The sequence below is a fragment of the Janibacter terrae NBRC 107853 genome (genome assembly GCF_001591405.1).
GTDB classification, from domain to species: Bacteria; Actinomycetota; Actinomycetes; order Actinomycetales; family Dermatophilaceae; genus Janibacter; species Janibacter terrae.
Genome location: NZ_BCUV01000006.1, coordinates 100,101 through 120,095 on the forward strand (window position 1 = coordinate 100,101; position 19,995 = coordinate 120,095).

Annotated in this window: 14 protein-coding genes, 5 tRNA genes and 1 pseudogene; 8 read left to right on the forward strand and 12 right to left on the reverse strand. The window is 72.6% G+C overall.

The annotated features are described in order from the left end of the window. Positions 1-15 precede the first annotated feature (15 nt). Together JT1_RS05790 and JT1_RS05795 are read right to left on the reverse strand one after the other, a co-directional pair. Positions 16-2,061 carry a CocE/NonD family hydrolase gene (locus JT1_RS05790; RefSeq protein ID WP_255218267.1) on the reverse strand — a complete coding sequence of 682 codons (2,046 nt, stop codon included), beginning with the start codon at positions 2,059-2,061 and terminating at the stop codon, positions 16-18. A gap of 2 nt (positions 2,062-2,063) precedes the next feature. Continuing rightward, positions 2,064-3,362: an ATP-grasp domain-containing protein gene (locus JT1_RS05795; RefSeq protein WP_068324558.1), complete on the reverse strand. Its 1,299-nt coding sequence runs from the start codon at positions 3,360-3,362 to the stop codon at positions 2,064-2,066. Between the two features lie 70 nt (positions 3,363-3,432). On the opposite strand from JT1_RS05795, the gene JT1_RS05800 reads away from it, so the two are divergent. From JT1_RS05800 to JT1_RS05815, 4 genes and pseudogenes are all read left to right on the forward strand, one after another. Then, positions 3,433-5,682 (forward strand): MMPL family transporter, encoded by a 2,250-nt coding sequence (locus tag JT1_RS05800; RefSeq protein WP_068324561.1) that lies wholly within the window; start codon positions 3,433-3,435, stop codon positions 5,680-5,682. A gap of 39 nt (positions 5,683-5,721) precedes the next feature. Next, positions 5,722-7,098 (forward strand): NAD-dependent succinate-semialdehyde dehydrogenase, encoded by a 1,377-nt coding sequence (locus JT1_RS05805; RefSeq protein WP_068324564.1) that lies wholly within the window; start codon positions 5,722-5,724, stop codon positions 7,096-7,098. Between the two features lie 101 nt (positions 7,099-7,199). Beyond that, positions 7,200-7,892 (forward strand): annotated as a pseudogene (locus JT1_RS05810) (ABC transporter ATP-binding protein); the annotation flags it as partial. Positions 7,893-7,918: 26 nt separating this feature from the next. Further along, on the forward strand, positions 7,919-9,472 hold the full coding sequence (locus tag JT1_RS05815; RefSeq protein ID WP_068324567.1) for an ABC transporter permease: 1,554 nt from the start codon (positions 7,919-7,921) through the stop codon (positions 9,470-9,472). 13 nt (positions 9,473-9,485) lie between these two features. Here the strand turns inward: JT1_RS05815 and JT1_RS05820 are convergent. The 6 genes from JT1_RS05820 to JT1_RS05845 all read right to left on the reverse strand — a co-directional run bounded on the left by JT1_RS05820 (position 9,486) and on the right by JT1_RS05845 (position 11,138). Next, positions 9,486-9,557 (reverse strand) — tRNA-Val (locus JT1_RS05820). Between the two features lie 28 nt (positions 9,558-9,585). Next, positions 9,586-9,656, reverse strand: a tRNA-Cys gene (locus tag JT1_RS05825). Between the two features lie 21 nt (positions 9,657-9,677). Beyond that, a tRNA-Gly gene (locus JT1_RS05830) sits at positions 9,678-9,750 on the reverse strand. A gap of 295 nt (positions 9,751-10,045) precedes the next feature. Continuing rightward, complete coding sequence (locus tag JT1_RS05835; RefSeq protein ID WP_068324570.1) at positions 10,046-10,852, reverse strand: UbiA family prenyltransferase; 807 nt, start codon at positions 10,850-10,852, stop codon at positions 10,046-10,048. A 134-nt stretch (positions 10,853-10,986) separates the two neighbouring features. Further along, a tRNA-Val gene (locus JT1_RS05840) sits at positions 10,987-11,061 on the reverse strand. 1 nt (position 11,062) lies between these two features. Further along, positions 11,063-11,138, reverse strand: a tRNA-Gly gene (locus JT1_RS05845). 123 nt (positions 11,139-11,261) lie between these two features. Here JT1_RS05845 and JT1_RS19135 point away from each other — a divergent pair. Both JT1_RS19135 and JT1_RS05850 read left to right on the forward strand, forming a co-directional pair. After that, positions 11,262-11,393 (forward strand): hypothetical protein, encoded by a 132-nt coding sequence (locus JT1_RS19135; protein ID WP_255218268.1) that lies wholly within the window; start codon positions 11,262-11,264, stop codon positions 11,391-11,393. 9 nt (positions 11,394-11,402) lie between these two features. Beyond that, complete coding sequence (locus tag JT1_RS05850; protein ID WP_369407437.1) at positions 11,403-12,938, forward strand: acyl-CoA dehydrogenase family protein; 1,536 nt, start codon at positions 11,403-11,405, stop codon at positions 12,936-12,938. Here the strand turns inward: JT1_RS05850 and JT1_RS05855 are convergent. Beyond that, on the reverse strand, positions 12,925-13,809 hold the full coding sequence (locus JT1_RS05855) for a polyphosphate kinase 2 family protein (protein ID WP_068324573.1): 885 nt from the start codon (positions 13,807-13,809) through the stop codon (positions 12,925-12,927). The two genes, JT1_RS05850 and JT1_RS05855, sit on opposite strands and share 14 nt — an antisense overlap. A gap of 46 nt (positions 13,810-13,855) precedes the next feature. Here JT1_RS05855 and JT1_RS05860 point away from each other — a divergent pair, with 46 nt between their 5' ends. Continuing rightward, on the forward strand, positions 13,856-14,533 hold the full coding sequence (locus JT1_RS05860) for a dihydrofolate reductase family protein (RefSeq protein WP_068324576.1): 678 nt from the start codon (positions 13,856-13,858) through the stop codon (positions 14,531-14,533). On the opposite strand, the gene JT1_RS05865 is transcribed toward JT1_RS05860, so the two are convergent. Beyond that, positions 14,530-15,696, reverse strand: a complete 1,167-nt coding sequence (locus tag JT1_RS05865; RefSeq protein ID WP_245634691.1) for an alpha/beta hydrolase family protein — start codon at positions 15,694-15,696, stop codon at positions 14,530-14,532. The genes JT1_RS05860 and JT1_RS05865 overlap by 4 nt on opposite strands. Positions 15,697-15,778: 82 nt before the next feature. Between JT1_RS05865 and JT1_RS05870 the strand changes: the two genes are divergently transcribed. Then, positions 15,779-16,801 carry an ATP-dependent DNA ligase gene (locus tag JT1_RS05870; RefSeq protein ID WP_068325406.1) on the forward strand — a complete coding sequence of 341 codons (1,023 nt, stop codon included), beginning with the start codon at positions 15,779-15,781 and terminating at the stop codon, positions 16,799-16,801. 1 nt (position 16,802) lies between these two features. Here the strand turns inward: JT1_RS05870 and JT1_RS05875 are convergent, their stop codons facing one another. Then, positions 16,803-17,882, reverse strand: coding sequence for a DNA polymerase domain-containing protein (locus tag JT1_RS05875; protein ID WP_068324579.1), 1,080 nt, complete (start codon positions 17,880-17,882; stop codon positions 16,803-16,805). Between the two features lie 56 nt (positions 17,883-17,938). Beyond that, the gene (locus tag JT1_RS05880; RefSeq protein ID WP_169701875.1) at positions 17,939-19,864 is read right to left on the reverse strand and encodes a penicillin-binding transpeptidase domain-containing protein; all 1,926 of its coding nucleotides are present in this window, start codon (positions 19,862-19,864) and stop codon (positions 17,939-17,941) included. Between the last annotated feature and the right edge of the window lie 131 nt (positions 19,865-19,995).

Genomic DNA, 19,995 nt, shown 5'->3' on the forward strand with positions numbered 1-19,995 from the left:
GTGACTCCTTCTCGGTCAGACGAGGTCCCGGGGGATGGCCCGGTCCCAGCTCTCGGAGTGCACGCGCCGGTGCCCGCGGACGTCGTCGAGCTCGTAGGCGTCGAGATCCGCGCGGATGATGAACTCATCCTCCGTGCACGTGAGGACGGTGGTCGTGACGACCTCGGTACGCCAGTCGTCGCGCTCCAGACGGCGCACGGTGCGGGTCTCGCCGCGCACCGACGTCGGGTCGTCCCAGCGGAAGGAGTACCACTCCGTCGTCGAGCGACGCACGACGGTGCCGGTCTCCTCGATGCGGAAGGCGCCCTGGTCGTTGACGATCTCCAGCGTCGAGACGTCGGTGGCCAGGTCCCGCGTGACCCGCCAGTCGTGCTCGCTCGGGGCGAGCGTCGTCGTCTCGATCTCGGGGGCGGTGACCGGCTCGTGGAAGGGGGCAAGGTCCCCGTCCTCGGGGCGCGGCGGACGCACCGGGACCCGCAGCACGCTGTCGGCCGGCAGGATCGTCAGGGTCGTCGGGCGCGGGGCCGGCCACACGAGCGGCCAGTAGGACGTGGAGACCGACAGCCGCAGCCGGTGGCCCGCGGGGAGAGAGTGGGCCACCCCGTTGAGCGGCACCCGCACGTCGTACCGCTGACCCGGGACGAGCGGCTCGGGGTCGCTGCTCGAGCTGCGGTGGGTGAGGTTGAGGACCCCGTACGTGATGCGCGTGGCCTCCCCGGTCGGGGCCACGTCGGACAGGCGCACGGCGACCTGGGCGACCGGTTGGTCCGCGCTCAGCGCGACGTCGAGGCTCGGCAGGCCGAAGACCTCGGTCGTCCCGGTCAGCGGCTCGCTCTCCCACACGAGCGCGCCGCCGTCCTCCTCGCGCTGGTCGTACGGCAGGTCGGGCACGGCCGCGTAGGAGGCCCACTTGCCGGCGAACATGCCGACGCTGAGCGGCGACCGGAGCGAGAGCGGGGCGCTCCCCCCTTCGCCCTGGGCGCCCTCCGCGAGGCTGGCTCTGGTCAGGCGGAACTCCCGCTCGGTGATGCGCGGCGAGGGCCACTGCTCCTCGGCGACCCAGCGTCCGGGGCGCTCCTCGTAGGCGGCGCGCGGGGGGACGCTGTCCTGCATCCACGCCCGCAGCGCGGGGTCCTCGTCGATGCCGGTGTCCTCGCCCTTGAGCCAGTGGTCCCACCAGCGCACGAGCTCCTGGAGGAACCCGATGGCCGGCCCGGGCACCCCGAGGTGCGGGTACTTGTGGCCCCACGGGCCGATGAGGCCGTGGCAGGGCACCTCGACGTGCTCGAGCAGGCGGAAGATCGCGTTGGTGTAGCCGTCCGCCCAGCCGCCGACCGCCATGACGGGGCACTGGATGGCCGAGTAGTCCTCGCTGACCGACGCCGGCCGCCAGTACTCGTCACGGCGCTGGTGGCTCAGCCAGGTGTCGAGCCACAGGCCGCTCCCCTGCAGCCGCTCCAGCCACATCTCCCGCCAGCGGTCGCCGACGATCGCCGGGTCGGGCGGCAGGCTGTTGAAGGCCAGCATCACCGTCGCCTCGGAGAGGTTGTCCCCGAGGAGGCAGCCGCCCATGTAGTGCATGTTGTCGACGTAGAGGTCCTCGGTCGCGGAGGCGCTGACGATGGCCTTGAGCGCCGGGGGGCGGCGCGCGGCGACCTGCAGGCTGTTGAAGCCGCCCCAGGAGATGCCCATCATCCCGACGGCGCCGTCGCACCAGTCCTGCGCGGCGAGCCACGCGATGACGTCCTCGGCGTCCGAGAGCTCCTGCTCGCGGTACTCGTCGACGAGCACACCGTCGGAGTCCCCGCTGCCGCGCAGGTCGACCCGCGCGCACACGTAGCCGTGGGCGGCGATGTACGGGTGGTTCACCGCGTCCCGACCGCGCGTGAGGTCACGCTTGCGGTAGGGGATGTACTCGAGGACCGCAGGCAGCGGCCCGACCTCGCCGGCCGGGCGCCAGATCCGCGCGGCCACCCGGTGACCGTCGCGAAGGGGGATGAAGACGTTCTCCTCCATCTGCACCTCGTGACGGACCTCCGTGTCCGTGAGCGTCATCGTCATCGTCAGCTCCTCCCTTCGCCGCAGTCCTCGAGGTCGAACTGCAGGGTCTCCTCGATGTCCTCGATCCGTCGGCGCAGGCTCTCCCTGTCGGGGGCGCCCACGTAGACGATGGCCAGCAGGTACCGGTAGGAGTCCTGGTGCGGCAGCTCGGAGAGCCGGTCCCCGACTGAGACCGGGAAGTCGACCTTGGTGCCGGGGTAGCGCTCGGCGAGCTGCTCGAGCACCGACGCGTCGGGGATGCCCCGCACGATCGCGTCGCCCTCGTGGACCACGACGTACTGCGCGGCGACGGCGAGGTCACCCTCCCCCTTCGGCATGCTGGGCGCGTGGCCGAGCGCGACGTCCACGGCGACCTGGTGGTTGGACCGGCCGTCGACGAGGGTGAACATCTCGCTGTGCGACTGGGAGATGCGCGTGTTGACCTCGATGAGGCGCAGGCGCTCCTCCTCCTCGTCCCACATGAACTCGGAGTTGAAGCAGCCGTCGTCGAAGCCGATGTGCTCGAGCAGCCGACCGGTGATGTCCCGCGCCTGCTGCTGGACGTGGTCGGGCACCGTGGCAGCCGGGTAGTCGATGCGCTCGATGCTCAGGCCGCTCTCGCTCTTGAGCATGTCGAAGACGCCGTGCACCGAGTACTCGCCCCGGGAGACGCTGCCCTCGGGCGCGAACTGGGTGCCCCGGATGATCTCCTCCGCGAGGCAGGCGGACCCGCCGAGTCCCTGCAGCTCCTCGGGCAGCTCGACCCGCGCCAGCACTTGGTCGAAGGCGTCGCCGACGTCGGTGATCTCCGCGCGGATCTCCTCGAGAGCCGCCTGCAGGTCCGCGTCGTCGCGGATCTCGAAGCCCAGGTTGGACGAGTGCCCCTTGATCGGCTTCACCCAGTACGGGAAGTCGAGATCGATCTGCTGGGCGACGTCGTCGGCGAAGGGGTCGAAGGCGACGAAGCCGGGGACGACCTCGGGCACGGCCCGGCGCTGTTCCAGCCGGCTCCAGTACTTGTGCTCGCACTTGAGCAGGCTCGTCAGGGAGGGCGCGGGCAGGCCCCGCTCGGCGGCGAGCATCGGCCCGAGGACGGAGGTCGGGAAGTCCCAGTGGCTCACGATGGCGTCGACGCTCCCGTCGAAGGCGTCGAGCTCGGCACGGGCGCGCTCGAGGAGGGCGTCGAAGTCGATCTCCTCGGTCGCGACCAGGGACTCGTGGTCGAGGAGGTCGTGGAACTCCAGCCCACCGGTCTCGTGGACGGTGCCGAGCTCCTCACGCTGCATGGGGGTCAGACCCAGGACGAAGACGTTGTGTGTCATCCACGGCCCCTACCCACTCACCTGCGCCTGACACGCGCAGCGCGTCGATCGGCAGTGGCAGGCTGTCCCGGTGAGCCGACACCGCGCCCCGCGCCGCACCCTCCTGCACCGCCTGGGTGCGCTCACGGGCCGGCGGCCGCGGACCGTCGTGCTCACCTGGGTGGGGCTCGTCGTCGTCTCCTTCGCCCTCGCGCTCGGCGGGGTCACCGGCCAGGGGCTCTTCGACCAGCTCCACAGCGGCGACGTGACGACGCCGGGCGAGGCGCAGCAGGCGCGGGACCTGGTCGTCGACGCCGGCGGCGGTGAGCTGGCCACCGACACGCTGATGGTCTCCGGCTCCCCCGCCACCGACCCCTTCGTCCGGCGGGCGGTCGCCGAGCCGGTCCGACGCATCCACGCGATGGACGGGGTCGCGTCCGTCGTCAACCCGCTCGTCCTCGACGGCGGGGTGGAGGGCCCGCAGGGCGCCCCGCTCGTCGTCGAGGAGGACGGCTCCCGCTACGGCTTCCTCACCGTGGTCGAGTACGACAGCTCCCTCTCGGACGAGGAGCTGGAGCGGGTGCGCCGCGACGTCGACGTCCAGCTCGACGAGATCGTCACCGGGTCGCAGGGGACGAGCAGCCAGCGCGGCAGCCTCAAGCAGCTCATCGACGAGATCGTCGGTCAGGTGGCGAGCGACATGAAGCTCGGCGAGGGTCTGGCCCTGCCCGTCTCCTTCGTCGTCATGGTCCTCGTCTTCGGTGGCTTCCTCGCCGCGGGCATCCCCCTCGCCGGGGCCTTCGCCTCGATCGGCGGCGCGCTCGGCTCGCTGTGGGGCTTCTCGCACGTCATCGACCTCGACGCCACGGTCGTCAACATCGTGAGCGTCCTCGGCCTGGGCCTGTGCATCGACTACGGGTTGCTCGTGGTCTCCCGGTTCCGGGAGGAGGCCCGCGAGCTGCTCGACGGGCAGCCGCTCGGGGACGGCTCCCGGGAGCTCGTCGTCGAGGTCACGGCCCGCACGGTCGACCGGGCCGGTCGCACCGTCGTCTTCTCCGCCGTGACCGTCGCGATCGCCCTGTCCGGCCTGCTCTTCTTCCCCTCCGTCTTCATGCGGGCCGCGGGCGCCGCGGGGGTGTCGGTCGTCCTCGTCTGCCTGCTCGTCGCCGTGACGCTCATCCCCGCCCTGTGCGCGCTGTCGGCGCGCCGGCTGCTCGCGCGCGGCACCGAGCGCACCTCCGACACCGGCGTCTTCGCCTCACTCGCGGCGATGGTGCAGCGGGCACCGTGGCTCGTCGTCGCCCTCGTCCTCGCCGCCCTCGTCGGGATGGCCCTGCCCGCCACGCGCATGGAGGTCACCTCCTCCGGCGTCGAGCTGCTGCCGACCGACAGCGACCAGCGGCAGTTCTTCGAGGACCTCGGGCGGGACTACCCCGAGCTCGCCGCCCCGGACGTGCGCGTCGTGACGACCGCCGGCGCCGACGAGGTCGGGGCGTGGGCGAAGGGGGCCGCCCCCGACCTCCCGCACGTCGAGTCCGCGGAGGTGGTCACGCTCGGCGAGGTGGACGGGCAGACGGTCCGCAGCGTCGACCTGCGCACCGACGACGGCCCGCTCGGTCCCGGCACCCGCGACGTCGTGGCGCAGCTGCGGGACGAGCGTCCCCCCTTCGACGCCCTCGTCGGGGGGCAGGCCGCCGATCTCGGGGACTTCACCGCCTCCATCGTCGACAACGCCCCGCTCGCCGTGGGCACGGTCGTGCTCGCGACCTTCGTCCTGCTCTTCCTCATGACCGGGTCGGTCGTCGTGCCGGTCAAGGCGCTGCTGATGAACATCGTCTCGCTCGGCGCCTCGCTCGGCGTCCTCGTCTGGGTCTTCCAGGACGGCCACCTCGAGGGGCTGCTCGGCTTCGACTCCGTCGGCGCGGTGGAGGTCTCGATCCCGGTCCTCGTGCTGGCCTTCGGCTTCGGCCTGTCGATGGACTACGAGGTCTTCCTGCTCTCGCGCATCGTCGAGCTGCACGAGCGCGGGCACCCCACCGACGACGCCGTGCGCCTGGGCCTGCAGCGCTCGGGCAGGATCATCACGAGCGCGGCGCTGCTGATGGTGATCGTCTTCTCGGGCTTCGTGCTCGCGCGGGTCCTCGCCGTGAAGGAGACCGGGGTCGCGCTCGTCCTCGCGATCCTCATCGACGCCACGCTCGTGCGCATGCTCCTCGTGCCCGCGACCATGTCCGTCCTCGGCGAGTGGAACTGGTGGGCGCCCCGCTGGATGAAGGGCCTGCACGCGCGCTTCGGCATCACCGAGCAGTCCCTCGCGCATGAGCGAGGACGGACCGGGTAGGCCCACCCGGTCCGGACACACCCAGCACGAGAGGCACCCATGTCGAGCTACCGCACGGAGAACCCTGCCACCGGTGAGGTCGAGCGCACCTTCGACGAGGTGGACCGGGACGGGGCGATCGCCGCCGTCGACCTCGCGCACGCCGCCTACGAGGGGTGGCGCGAGCGGTCGCCCGAGGAGCGCGCCGAGGTCCTGCGCCGCACCGCCGACCTGTACGACGAGCGCGCCGACGAGCTGGCCCGCACGATCGCCACCGAGATGGGCAAGCCGCTCAAGGAGGCGAAGGGAGAGGTCGCCCTCGCCGGGTCCATCTACCGCTGGTACGCCGACCACGGACCCGAGCTGCTGCGCGACGAGGAGCTCGACGCCCAGGGCGCCCTGCGCAGCATCGTCCGCAAGGAGCCGGTCGGCGTGCTCCTCGGCGTGATGCCGTGGAACTACCCCTACTACCAGGTGGCGCGGTTCGCGGCGCCCAACCTCGTGCTCGGCAACACGATCCTGCTCAAGCACGCCGGGATCTGCGCCGCGTCGGCGACCCTCATGGAGGAGGTCCTCCGCCAGGCCGGGCTGCCCGAGGGCGGCTACGTCAACCTCTTCGCCTCGAGCCGGCTCATCCCGGACGTCATCGCCGACCCGCGTGTGCAGGGGGTCTCGCTCACCGGGAGCGAGGCCGCCGGTGCCTCCGTGGCCGAGGCCGCGGGCAAGCACCTCACCAAGTCGGTCCTGGAGCTCGGCGGCTCCGACGCGATGATCGTGCTCGACGCCGCCGACGTCGACGCCATGGCGAAGACGGCCGCGCGGGCCCGGCTGTCCAACGCCGGTCAGGCGTGCAACTCGCCGAAGCGGATGTTCGTCGCGGACGAGATCCACGACGAGTTCGTCGAGGCGCTGACCCGCCACGTCGAGCAGACACCCGTGGGCGACCCGCTGGACCCGGCCACGCGGATGGGCCCGATGTCCTCCAGCCAGGCCCGGGACGACCTCGACGAGCAGGTCCAGGACGCCGTCTCCAAGGGGGCGACGCTCCACACCGGCGGCCGGCCCCTCGACCGCGAGGGTGCCTTCTACGCCCCGACGGTCCTCACCGGCATCACTCCCGACATGCGCGCGTGGGACGAGGAGCTCTTCGGCCCGGTCGCGATGGTCTACCGGATGACCGACGTCGACGCCGCCCTCGAGCAGGCCAACGCCTCCGCCTTCGGCCTGTCCGGGTCGGTGTGGAGCGACGACCCGGACAGGGCCGCGGAGGTCGCCGCCCGGCTCGACGTCGGCATGGCCTACGTCAACGAGCACGGCACGACCATGCCGGGGCTGCCCTTCGGCGGGGTCAAGCGCTCCGGCTACGGCCGAGAGCTCGCCTCGGACGGCATGAACGAGTTCGTCAACCGCAAGCTGGTGCGCGTGGCCGCGAGGTAGGCCCCGGGCGGTGACGAGGGACCAAGGGCCCTACAGCCGCCGCGCCAGCGGGCGAAGACTGCACGTCATCGCCGGCAACGGGTGACGAGGGAGGGCGTGCGATGGGTGACCCCGTGATCGACGTCAGCGCCCTGGTCAAGACCTTCGGCCACGTCCGGGCGCTGGACGGCCTGGACCTCTCCGTCCGTCCCGGGGAGGTCCACGGGTTCCTGGGCCCCAACGGCGCTGGCAAGTCGACCGCCCTGCGGATCGTGCTCGGTCTCATGCGCCCCACCGCAGGGAGCGCGCGGCTGTTCGGCAGGGATCCCTGGGCCGAGGCCCCGCAGCTGCACCGCCGGCTCGCCTACGTCCCGGGTGACGTCACGCTGTGGCCGAACCTCTCGGGTGGCGAGACGCTCGACCTGCTGCTGCGCATGCGCGGCGTGGACCCGGTGGCCAGTCGCAAGGACGAGCTGGTGGAGCGCTTCCGCCTGGACCTGCGCAAGCGGGGGCGGGCCTACTCGCGCGGCAACCGGCAGAAGGTCGTCCTCGTGGCGGCGCTGGCCGTCGACACCGACCTGCTCGTGCTCGACGAGCCGACGAGCGGCCTCGACCCGCTCATGGAGCAGGTGTTCCGCGAGTGCCTGGCCGAGCACCGTACCCGTGGCGGCACGGCACTGCTCTCCAGCCACGTGCTCAGCGAGGTGGAGCGCCTGGCCGACCGGGTCACGATCATCCGTGAGGGCCGCACGGTCGAGACCGGCACGCTCCCCTCGCTGCGACTGACCCAGCACGCCACGTCCGATGCGAGCCTCGAAGAGCTGTTCCTGGAGGTCTACCGATGAGCACCCTGACGGGTGCTCCGCTGCTGCTGCGTCAGGCGGTGCGACGCGACCGGGTCCTCGTCCCGGGGTGGGTGGCCGTCCTGGTGGTCATGACCTACGCCTCGGCGAGTGCGACGACGGCGCTGTTCGGCTCGAGCGCGGAGCGCGTCCGTCTGGCCACCGAGATCAACGGCCAGCCCGGGCTGCTCGCGCTCTACGGACCGATCCTCGACCCCGACAGCGCGGGCGAGCTGGCGATGTCGAAGCTCACGGTCCTCTACGCCCTCTTCAGCGCCGGCCTCTACGTCGCGGTGGTGAGACGCCACACGCGTGTCGAGGAGGAGTCCGGTCGCGCCGAGCTCGTCGGCGGCACCGTCGTCGGGCGCGATGCCCCCTTGGCAGCGGCCGTGATGGAGTGCGCCGCCCTGGCGATCGGGCTGGGGTGCCTCCTGGCCCTCGCGGGCACGGCTGGCGGTCTGCCGTGGGCCGGCTCGGTGTGGTTCGGCGTCGTGTGGGCCGGTACCGGGGTCGTGGCGACGGGTGTCGCGGCTGTGGCCTGCCAGGTCTCGGCGAGCGCGCGCACCTGCTCGGCACTCGCCGCGGGCGCGCTCGCCGGTGCCTACACGGTGCGGGCGGTCGGTGACGCGGTCGAGGGTCTCGGCTGGCTGTCCTGGCTCTCGCCCCTCGGCTGGAACACGCAGCTACGCGCCTGGTCCGAGCCCCGCTGGTGGGTGGTCGCCCTCTACCTCGTCACCTCTGCCGCACTGGTCGCCGTGGCGCAGCTGATGCGCTCGCACCGTGACCTCGGCGCCGGCCTGGTCACCATGCGCCCCGGGCCCGCGCAGAGCCGGCTCGCCGGGCCGTGGGGACTGACCCTGCGGCTGCAGCGCACGTCCCTGCTCCTGTGGACCGTGGGTGTGGCAGCCATGGGACTGGCCTTCGGCGCCATGGCCCCGGGTTTCGACGACCTGCTCGCCGGTTCCGGCGGCGAGGAGCTCATCGACCGGCTCGGCGGGTCCTTCATCGGCGCCCTGCTCTCGGTCACCGCCGTCCTCGTCACCCCCTTCGCGATCTCCGTCGTCGCCGCGGCACACCACGACCGGGTCGAAGGACGCACCGGGCTCGTGCTGGCCACGGCCGTCTCGCGAGCACGCTGGTTCGGTGCCATCGCGGGGGTCGCCCTGGCCGGCAGCGCGTTCCTGCTGATCGTCTGCGCGCTCGGTCTCTCGATCGGCTACGGGGCTGCCGGCGGTGGCGACGCGCCGTCTGCCATGACGGCTGCTCTCGGCTGGATCCCCGCAGTGGGCGTGGTCGGCGGGGTGGCCCTGCTCGGCCTCGCGGTCGGTCGGCCCTGGCTGGGGTGGGCCTTCTTCGTCCTGTCGCTCACGCTGACGCTCGTCGGGGAGCTGCTGGAGCTGCCGGTCTGGCTGCAGGACCTGTCGCCGTACTCCGCGGTACCGATGTACCCGATCGAGCCGTGGCGGTGGCCCCCGCTGCTCGTCCTGACGGCGCTCGCCGCGCTCCTCGTGTCCCTCGCGTGGTTCGTCTTCCGCGCAGGGGACGTCGAGTAGTCACTGTGGTCGGTGGGCGATACTGGGTTTGAACCAGTGACCTCTTCCGTGTCAAGGAAGCGCGCTACCACTGCGCCAATCGCCCGGGTGCATGCAGATGTCCTGCATGGTCGAGGTGGAGACGGGATTTGAACCCGTGTAGACGGCTTTGCAGGCCGTTGCCTCGCCTCTCGGCCACTCCACCACGAAGGTGTCATACCTTCCGAGCGGATGACCGGGTTCGAACCGGCGACCTCAACCTTGGCAAGGTTGCGCTCTACCAACTGAGCTACATCCGCGCGGCCCCGAGCGTTGCTCACGCCGAGGGCACGAAGAGACATTAGCCCATCGACCGTCCAGTCTCCCAACCGAGCACGAGCGACCGCCATGAGGGTCGCCAGCGCGACCGGGCGCCGGTCGCCGGTGACCTGGCCGCCAGCGCACCGGCGGCACACCGACGGCCAGCAGCCGGCCCTTGATCAGCAGATCTCGCACGCGATCCGGGGTGGCGGCTGCGCGCAGGTGGTGCCTCAGCAGCCGCTCCTTCCAGCTGGTGCGACCGGGGCCACCCGCCGCCCGGCTCGCTCACCGGCGTCATCTGGCGACCACGAGCAGCAGCACGTCGAGCACCGCGATCCCTATCGCCGCGCGGAACGGCGCCCGGCCGCTGCCGAACAGGGCGACACCAGCCAAGATGACGACTGCGGCCACGACCAGCACCAGGACACCGGCGGGGACAGCACCCGCGCCCACCGCGATGACTGCGGTCGCCGCGGTCAGACTGCCCACCGCCAGCAGAGTCGCCGCTCGGGGCCCGATGCGGTGCGCGAGCCCGCGGACGCCGGTCGCCTCGTCGTCGACCAGGTCTGGCAGGACGTTGACCAGGTGGGCACCGACCCCGAGGAGCGCGCCCGCGACGACGGTCGACCACTGCGGGAGTGTCGCGCCCGGCTCGACGAGCGCGACGAAGAGCGGCAGACCCCCGAAGGCGATGGCGTACGGGAGGAAGGACACCACTGTCGCCTTGACGCCCAGGTTGTACGACCATCCCGCCGCGACGCACACGAGGTGCACCATCCCCGCAACGATCCCGCAGGCCAGGGAGAGGACCACCGTGCCCACGAGCGCCGCGACGCAGGCGGCCCGGGTGGTCGACGTCGGGAGCTCGCCGGTCGCCAGCGGCTTGTCGACACGACCGACCGCGCGATCCCGGGGGGCGTCGATCAGGTCATTGCCCCAACCGATCGACAGCTGCCCGCTGAGCACGGCGGCCGTCACGAGGACCGCCCTCCCCGGACCCGAGAGGGTCGCGAGGGCAAGTACCGCAGCCAGCACCGTCACCGCCGTCGTCGGCAGGGGGTGAGCCGCCCGGAGGAGTGCCGGGACCCGCGGGTCAGGCATACCGCGACCCTATCCCGGCACGGTTGACCAGGGCGGCGCCGAGGCCAGCACCTCCGCGACGTGCCGATGCAGGCGCGTCACGCACGAGGAAGGCCCCTGACCCGGCGTCTCCGCGGGTCAGGGGCCTTTCCTGCTGGTGGGCGATACTGGGTTTGAACCAGTGACCTCTTCCGTGTCAAGGAAGCGCGCTACCGCTGCGCCAATCGCCCGTGGAGCGGATGACCGGGTTCGAACCGGCGACCTCAACCTTGGCAAGGTTGCGCTCTACCAACTGAGCTACATCCGCACTCGCTGTCCCCGCACTGCGGTGACCGCGCTGAGCGAGATTAGCCCACAGTCTCACCAGAATCCAAACCGGGGGTGAACAGCCGCCCGGCAGGCCGCCCCATCGGGGTCGTAGGGTGCCCGCATGCCGACGCACGAGGTCACCAACCAGGTCCCGCCCTACGGCGGGCACGACGTCTTCGCGACCGACCAGGTCCTCGTCGAGGGGGTCGACCGCTGGGTCCCGGCCGGGCAGCGCGAGCCGGCTGTGGCCTAGCTCACCGCCCTGGGGGTGCGCGCCGGCTCCGACGAGGCCGGGCGCTGGGCCGACCTCGCCCAGCGCAACACCCCTCGGCTGGTCACGCACGACAGGTGGGGCCACCGTGTCGACGAGGTCGAGTTCGACCCCGCGTGGCACGAGCTGATGACCGTGGCGGCCGGCGCCGGGCTCACGGCCGTCCCGTGGACCCAGCCGGTCGGGACGGGCGCGCACGTGCGCCGGGCCGCGGGCTTCGTCACCTGGAGCCAGGTCGAGGCCGGCCACGTCTGCCCCATCACCATGACCAACGCGGCAGTCCCCGCCCTTCGCCACTCCCCCGAGCTGGCCGCACGCTGGGAGGGCAGGCTCGCCTCCCGCGAGTACGACTTCGGGCTGCGCGAGGTGCAGACCAAGGCCGGCGCCATCGCCGGCATGGGCATGACCGAGAAGCAGGGCGGCTCGGACGTCCGTGCCAACTCGACCCTCGCGGTGCGCAGTCCCGGCGGCCCGCTCACCGGCGAGACCTATCGGCTCACCGGTCACAAGTGGTTCTGCTCGGCACCCATGAGCGACGTCTTCCTCGTCCTGGCCAAGACCGCCGAGGACGCGGCGCCGAGCTGCTTCCTCGTCCCCCGGGTCCTCGAGGACGGGACGCGCAACCCCTTCGCCCTGCAACGCCTCAAGGACAAGCTCGGCGACCGGTCCAATGCCTCCTCCGAGATCGAGCTCGACGGCACCTGGGGCGCGCTCGTCGGGGAGGAGGGAAGGGGGGTCCGCGCGATCATCGACATGGTCTCGACGACGCGCCTGGACTGCGTGCTCGGCTCCGCCGCGACGATGCGCGCGGCGCTCACCCGGGCCGTGCACCACACGCGGTACCGGTCGGCCTTCGGTGCGCGACTCGTCGACCAGCCGCTCATGCGCAATGTCCTCACCGACCTGGCACTGGAGTCCGAGGCCGCGACCCTGCTCGGCCTGCGGCTGGCGCACGCGCTCGACGAGGGCGAGAGCGAGCTGACGCGGCTGGGCGTCGCCGTCGGCAAGTACTGGGTGTGCAAGCGGACCGCACCCTTCGTCGCGGAGGCGCTCGAGTGCCTGGGCGGCAACGGCTACGTCGAGGAGCACGGCATGGCGCGGCTGTTCCGCCAGGCCCCGCTCAACTCGATCTGGGAGGGCTCGGGCAATGTCAACGCACTCGACGTCCTGCGCGCCCTCGGCAAGGAGCCGGCCGCGCTCATGGCACTGCTCAAGGAGTCGTCGGCCGCCCGCGGACGGATCGCGGTGCTCGACACCGCGCTCGACGACCTCGAGCGCGACTGCGCCAGGCTGGCGTCGGTCGACCCGGTCGAGCTCGCGGCGGGCAGCCGACGGCTGGTCGAGCGACTCGCCCTCACGCTGCAGGGCAGCCTGATGGTGCTGCACTCCCCCGCGGAGTTGGCCGAGGCCTTCGTCGCCTCGCGCCTCGGCGGGGCGAAGGGGGACACCTTCGGCACCCTCGACGCCGGCCTCGTCGCGCTGGCCGGGCCGAGCGCGATCGACCGCTCGGACGTCAGCTCTTCCTGAGCCGGGCCTGCTCGGCGAGGACGTCGAAGTCGGCCTCGGGCCACTGCGGGTCGAGGTCCGTGAGGTGCTCCTTGAGCAGGTTCATCACCGCGAGCCGGGCATACCACTTGCGGTCCGCGGGCACGACGTACCAGGGGGCGACGTCCGTGGACGTCCGGTCGATGACGGCCTGGTAGGCCTCCTGGTACTCCGCCCAGTGACCGCGCTCGTCGATGTCGCCGGGGTTGAACTTCCAGTGCTTGTCGGGGCGCTCCAGCCGTTCGGTGAGGCGCGCCTTCTGCTCGTCCTTGCTGATGTGCAGCATGACCTTGATGATCGTCGTGCCCTTGTCGGCGACGGCCTTCTCGAAGGTGTTGATCTGGCCGTACCGGCGCGACCACTGCGCGCGGGGCACGAGGTCGTGGACGCGGACGATGAGGACGTCCTCGTAGTGGCTGCGGTCGAAGACGCCGATCACGCCCGGCTCGGGCAGGGCATTGCGGATCCGCCAGAGGAAGGGGTGCTTCTTCTCCTCCGCCGTCGGCTGCTTGAAGACGTGGATCTGCACGCCCTGCGGGTCGACCGCGCCGACGACGTGGCGCATGATGCCGCCCTTGCCCGCGGTGTCCATCCCCTGCACGACGAGCAGGACGCTGCGCTGGCCACCTCCCTTCGCCTCCGCGTAGAACCGCTCCTGCAGGTGCGAGACCTCGTCCGAGAGGTCCGCCAGGGCCTCCTGGCCGGCCGCCTTGTCCCCGTCGAAACCGGGGGTGCTGCGGGGGTCGATCGCGCCGAGGTCGGTGCCCTCGCCCGCGCGCAGGGCGTCACCGAAGGGGGTGTCCGGCGACTCGGTCGACGAACCGGACTTCGTGGCTGACGTCTTCTTGGCCATCTGCGCATCATGTCAGCCCGGCGCGTCGTGCGGCAGACTGCCGGGTATGCGGATCCTCAGCGCGGACGACGCGGCGGTGCCGTGCTCCCCCGGTGACGAGGTCGACGACGCCACCCTCGACGCCCTCTACGGGCACACCGGGGACCTGCTCCGGCTCAACTTCGTCACCACGCTCGACGGCGCGGCGACGGGGGGTGACGGCCTGTCGGGGACGATCAACTCCGCCCCCGACCACCGGGGCTTCGCCGCGATGCGCCGGGCCGCCGACGTCCTGCTCATCGGTGCCGGGACGGTGCGGGCCGAGGAGTACGGGCCGGCGCGCGTGCCAATGGTCGTCGTCTCGCGGTCCGCGCAGCTGCCCGAGACGGTCCGCGGCTCGCAGGGCGTGGTGCTCGCGACGAGCTCGTCCTGCGGCGCCACCGAGAGCGGGACCGTGTGGCTGTGCGGCGAGGACACCGTCGACCCGGCCACGGTGGTCGAGCGCGCCCGGTCGTCCTTCGGCCCCCACGTCCTGTGCGAAGGGGGCCCGACGCTCGCTGCCGAGCTGGTCGCCGCCGGGCTCGTCGACGAGCTCGCGCTCTCGTGGACCCCGCGCCTGGTCGGGGGTGGTCGCGGGGAGCACCCGCGGATCCTCGACGGCGCGGACCTCGACGTGCAGCTGTCGAGTCGGCACCTCCTCGAGGAGGGCGGGACGCTCCTCGGCCTGTGGCGCGTGGACCGCTAGCGGACGAAGTCGGTCACCACGGCGTCCCAGCGCCGCGGGTCGACGTTCCACTCCTTGCAGTGCCGGGCCAGGGACCACGGCTCGAAGGTGATGAGGTCCGGCCGCGCGGCGGCCAGCGCCTCGCTCGGCCCGACGGGGACGAACTCGTCGTCGCGCGAGTGGATGAGCAGCATCCGGTGGGAGAGCTCGTCGGCGCGCTTGACCCAGTTGGTGCGCGCGACGTCGACGCTCTCGGACACGCCGACGAGCCTGCGGGCCCAGGGCTGGCCCATGAGGGCATTGCCCAGCCGGGAGACGGGTGAGGGGACCCGGTGCAGGTCCGCGTGGTGGGTCAGCACGTCGCCCCAGTCGACGACGGGCCCGTCGAGCACCGCGCGAGAGACGACGCTGGCCAGGTCGGACCGGTCGAGGAACTGCAGGATGATCGCTCCGCCCATCGACCAGCCGACGAGGACGATCTCCTTGGCGCCACGGGCCCGCGCGAGCGTGACCGCGTCCTCGATGTCGCGCCACTCGGACAGGCCGAGGTTGTAGCGGCCGTCGGGCCCCTGGGGCGCGTCACCGTCGTTGCGGTAGCTCGGCACGAGGCAGGTGAGTCCCGCGGCGTGGAGGGCGGGGACGCCGCGCAGCGTCTCGTGGCGACGGGCGCCCCGACCGTGGACGAGCACGGCCCACCGCGACCCGTCCCCGTGCTCGCTCGGCACGACCCAGGCGGGCATGGGACCGAGGTCGGAGGGCACGTGGACGTGCTCGGTGGCCAGCCCGAGGTCGAGCTCCGGGTCCCGCGCGTAGTAGTAGCTGTTGAACCGGGCCGGGCCCGGCTGGAGGATCCCCTCGTCGACGGCGAGGAGCTGGCGCCGCACCCGCTGGAGCCGGTGGTCGACCTCGAGCACGCCGCCGATGCGCGCGTGACCGCGTCCGCCGTCGAACCACAGTCCGTAGCGGCCGGGGACCAGCAGGTCGGGCCCGCCGGAGAGCGTGACGCTGTCGGTGTGGACGACGTGGATCACCGTGTCGTCAGGGCGCACCAGCTCGGGGGTGAGGACCCGGCGGGCGAAGTAGGACGCGCTGCCCACCCACACGGAACCGGCCCCGGCGAGCGCCGATCCGGCAGCGACGGCGCCGTAGGTCAGGGCCCGCTCGGCCACCGTGCGCTTCTTCACGCGCTCATCGTCTCAAAAGTCCTGCGCCACAGGCAGAATGTGACGAGTGACACCACAACTGCCCGACGTGGCCCTCGACCCGATGCTCGCCAAGGCCGTCAAGGAGGTCCCCGCGGCCGACGCCGTCGACGGCGGCTACTCGTACGAGCCGAAGTGGGACGGGTTCCGCTGCCTCGTCCGCAAGGACGGCGACGAGGTCGAGCTCGTCAGCCGGGGCAAGAAGCCCCTGACCCGGTACTTCCCCGAGCTCGTCGTGGCCATCCGGGAGCACCTGCCCGGGAGCGCGGTCGTCGACGGCGAGATCGTCGTGCGCAGCGGCGAGCCCGGCGCGCAGCGCCTGGACTGGGAGGCGCTCGGGCAGCGCATCCACCCCGCCGAGTCGCGCATCACCAGGCTCGCCGACGAGACGCCCGCCGAGCTCATCGCCTTCGACCTGCTCGCCGTGGGGGGCGAGGACGTGACGAGCCTCCCCTTCGCCCGGCGCCGGGAGCGGCTCGAGTCGCTCTTCGACGGGATGGCGAAGGGAGCGCCGCTGCACCTCACGCGGGTGACGCGGGACGCGGACGAGGCGACGGACTGGTTCACCCGCTTCGAGGGCGCGGGGCTCGACGGGGTCGTCGCCAAGGCGCTCGACTCGCCGTACTCGCCCGGCAAGCGGACAATGCTCAAGATCAAGCACAAGCGCACCGCCGAGGCCGTCGTCACCGGCTACCGCGTGCACAAGTCCGGGCAGGGCGTGGGGTCGCTGCTGCTCGGGCTCTTCCACGAGGGACAGCTGTTCAACGTCGGCGGCATCGCGGCCTTCACCGCGCAGCGCCGCCTCGATCTCGTCGAGGAGCTCGAGCCGCTCGTCAAGCGGGACGCGAGCGGGGAGGTCGAGCACGCGGAGACCGACCGCTCGCGCTTCTCCTCGGCCAAGGACGTGAGCTTCGTGCCGCTGCGGCCCGAACGGGTCGTCGAGGTCGCCTTCGACCAGCTCGAGGGGTCGCGTTTCCGGCACACCGTGCAGTTCCTGCGGTGGCGGCCCGACCGCGAGCCCGAGTCGTGCACGCTCGAGCAGATCGACCGGGCGCTGGCCTACGACCTGGGCGAGGTCCTGGACTGAGTCACTCGATCCGGTTCCCCTCGCTGTCCCAGTGCTCCGCGACCTTCTTGCTCGGCTGCACGCGCGGTGGCTCGCCGGGCATCTTCGGGTAGTCGGGCGGGAAGTTCAGCTCGCCGCCGGGCAGGTCCTCCCAGAGCTGCAGGAGCGGATCGAGCGAGTACGCCTGCTCGTCCATGTCCGCCCACGGGTCGCCCTCGGCGAGGTGGTCGCGCACGGTCGTGAGGTTGTACTCGGCCGGGTCGGTGACGGCCGCGAGCTGCGCCCAGGTCATCGGGGTGCTCACGGGGGCGCCGGGGCGGGCGCGCAGGCTCCACGCGCCGGCGATCGTGCGGTCCCGGTTGTTCTGGTTGAAGTCGACGAAGATCCGGCTCCCCCGCTCCTCCTTCCACCAGGCCGTCGTCACGCCGTCGTCGCGCCGCTCGAGCTCACGGCCGAAGCCGATCGCCGCGTGCCGCAGCTCCTCGAAGGACCACCGTGGCTCGACCCGGACGTAGACGTGCACGCCACGGTTGCCGCTCGTCTTCGGGTAGCCGCGCATCCCGAGCTCCTCGAGCAGCTCGCGAGCGACGTCGGCCACGCGCTGCGCGTCGACGAAGCTCGTCCCCGGCTGCGGGTCGAGGTCGATCCGCAGCTCGTCGGGATGGTCGACCTCGGGCCGGCGCACCGGCCACGGGTGGAAGGTCAGCGTCCCCATCTGCGCGGCCCACACCAGTGCGGCGGGCTCCGTGGGGCACAGCTCGTCGGCGGTCCGCCCGCTGGGGAAGGCGATCTCGACCGTCTCGACCCAGTCGGGCGCGCCCCGCGGGAGCCGCTTCTGGTAGAAGCCGTCGGCGTCCTTGTCCCGCGGCCCGACCGCCAGCCGCATGCCCTCGCGCCACCCGTCCGGCCAGCGCTCCATGGCCGTGGGCCGGTCACCGATCGTGCGCATCATCGCCTCGCCGACGTCGGCGACGTAGCGGCACACGTCGAGCTTGGTCAGCTCGGGGGTGCGACCGGTCGCCTCGTAGATGACCCGGTCGGGGCTCGAGACGCGCACCTCCCGGTCGCCGGCGGGCACCATCTCGGCGGGGGTCTTGGCCATGCGGTCAGCGTAGGACCACGGGCGGGCGAAGGGAGGCGCGCGGGACCCCCTTCGCCCTACCGACGCACGAGCTCCAGGTAGCGATCGGCGATGGGCCCCGCGACCGACGCCCCGCCGGCGCCGTCCTCGACGAAGACCGCGACCGCCAGGTCGTCCTGCGCGACGATCATCCAGGCGTGCGTGCGCGGGGGCGAGTCCGAGCCGTACTCGGCGGTGCCGGTCTTGGCGATGACCGGACCGCCCGTGTTGTCCGCGAGGAAGGTGGCCGACCCGTCCGTGACGACGGCGCGCAGCATCCGACGCAGCTGATCGGCCTCCGCGGAGGTGACGGAGCCGCCCTTCGCCGGCGACTTGGCGCGGCCCGGGAGCAGGACGGGGGCGACCCGGTGACCGGCGACGATGCTCGCCATGACGGTCGCCATCGACAGGGGCGTCGCGACGACCTCCCCCTGGCCGATGCTCGTGGCCGCGAGCTCGGTGCCCGTGGGGGCCGAGGGCACCTCACCCATGGCCGCGGGGACGCCGAGGGCGGGCCGCTGGGTCATGCCGAGCGCCGATGCGGCAGAGCCGATCCCGTCGGCCGGGAGCCGGTCGCGGGCACCGATGAGAGCGGTGTTGCACGAGGTGGCGAGTGCGTCCTGGAGGCTCATCGCGCCGTTGCGGCCGGAGGGGAAGTCGTCGTGGTTCTTGAACTCGCGCCCGTCGACCTCGATCGTGCGCGGGCAGTCGAGCTGTGTGCGCGGGGTCGCGCCGGCACGCAGCTGGGCCAGGGCCGTGACCGGCTTGAAGGTCGAGCCGGGCGCGTACTGCCCGAGGGTCGCCGTCGTCTGGCCTCCGCCGCCCTCCGCGTTGGCGAGCGCGAGGACGTGCCCGTCGGACGGTCGGACGGCGACGATCGCCCCGGCCTTGCGCAGGTCGGCCAGCGAGTCCTCGGCCGCCGCCTGGTGGGTGATGCTCAGGGTGGTGCGCAGGTCCGTGCCGTCGACCGCGTCGACGCGGTGCAGCTCGCGCGCGGTCCCGTCCTCGGCGACGGCCTCGACGGTGAAGCCGGACCTGCCGCGCAGCTGCTTGTCGCGCGAGGCCTGCAGGCCGCTCAGCCCGACGACGTCGCCCTCGCGCACCTGCGGGTCCGCCTCGATGACCTCGGCGGTCGCCGGGCCGACGCGGCCGAGGACCTGGGCCGCGAACCCGGAGGACGGGGCGAGGTCCATCGTCCCGTCGATGAGCCGGGCACCCTCGATGTCGGGCACGGCACGGCGCACCGCGTCGAGCTCCCGGGCGTCGGCGCGCAGGACGATCGCCTCGACGAAGGCCTCGTCGCCGGCCGACTCCACGGCCCGGACGAAGGGAGCCACCGTCACGTCGGCTGCCTCGGCGAGCGCCTCGGCGGACTCGCCGGCCGACCCGGCCGGCACCCGGCCCCGGTCGATGCCGACCCGCACGACCGCCCGCGGGGTGACGATCCTGTCGCCGCCGTCGCCGAGCACCTCGCCGCGCTCGGCGACCACGCGCGAGGCGCGCAGGACCTCCCCTTCGGCCAGGTCGGGAGCGAGCACGCTCGGGGCCCAGTCGCCCGTCCACGTCTCCCCGGAGCGGGTGAGGGGCAGGTCGGAGGTGTACCGCCACGGCTCCTTGCCCTCGTGGACGGTCCACGAGACGTCGAGGCGCACGGTCGCGGCGTCGCCCTCGTCGGGGACCGCGACGTCGGTGACGTCCACCTCGGGGCGCAGCCGCCCCATCCCGGCGAGGACGTCGTCGAGATCCTCCTGGGCGGTCGTCCGGTCATCGACCTGCAGGGCCGCGGGCACGCGACCGGCGGCGAGGTCGGCAGCGACCCGGTCACCCAGCTCGCGCGCGGCATCCGTGCCGTCGTCGCGGTGGGTCCACCAGTAGCCGCCCACGGCGACGAGCAGGGCGAGTGCCGCGACGGCGGCGAGCAGGGAGCGGGCACGTCGGGGACGACGTCGGGGCTGGTCGGTCACGGGCACGAGTCTCCTCGTCGGGATCCCTCCTCGCAGCGCGGGGGCCACGGCGGTCACCGCCGCGCGGTGAGATGGACGTCCGACGTTCACCTCGTCGCGCTGCGCGCAGCACCTGCGCGGCCTAGGGTCGC

Bases quoted from the DNA above. Each gene is read 5' to 3' on its own strand.
- JT1_RS05790 (WP_255218267.1), bottom strand. From the start codon at position 2,061: ATGACGATGACGCTCACGGACACGGAGGTCCGTCACGAGGTGCAGATG.
- JT1_RS05795 (WP_068324558.1), bottom strand. From the start codon at position 3,362: ATGACACACAACGTCTTCGTCCTGGGTCTGACCCCCATGCAGCGTGAG.
- JT1_RS05805 (WP_068324564.1), top strand. From the start codon at position 5,722: ATGTCGAGCTACCGCACGGAGAACCCTGCCACCGGTGAGGTCGAGCGC.
- JT1_RS05815 (WP_068324567.1), top strand. From the start codon at position 7,919: ATGAGCACCCTGACGGGTGCTCCGCTGCTGCTGCGTCAGGCGGTGCGA.
- JT1_RS05835 (WP_068324570.1), bottom strand. From the start codon at position 10,852: ATGCCTGACCCGCGGGTCCCGGCACTCCTCCGGGCGGCTCACCCCCTG.
- JT1_RS19135 (WP_255218268.1), top strand. From the start codon at position 11,262: ATGCCGACGCACGAGGTCACCAACCAGGTCCCGCCCTACGGCGGGCAC.
- JT1_RS05855 (WP_068324573.1), bottom strand. From the start codon at position 13,809: ATGGCCAAGAAGACGTCAGCCACGAAGTCCGGTTCGTCGACCGAGTCG.
- JT1_RS05860 (WP_068324576.1), top strand. From the start codon at position 13,856: ATGCGGATCCTCAGCGCGGACGACGCGGCGGTGCCGTGCTCCCCCGGT.
- JT1_RS05870 (WP_068325406.1), top strand. From the start codon at position 15,779: ATGCTCGCCAAGGCCGTCAAGGAGGTCCCCGCGGCCGACGCCGTCGAC.
- JT1_RS05875 (WP_068324579.1), bottom strand. From the start codon at position 17,882: ATGGCCAAGACCCCCGCCGAGATGGTGCCCGCCGGCGACCGGGAGGTG.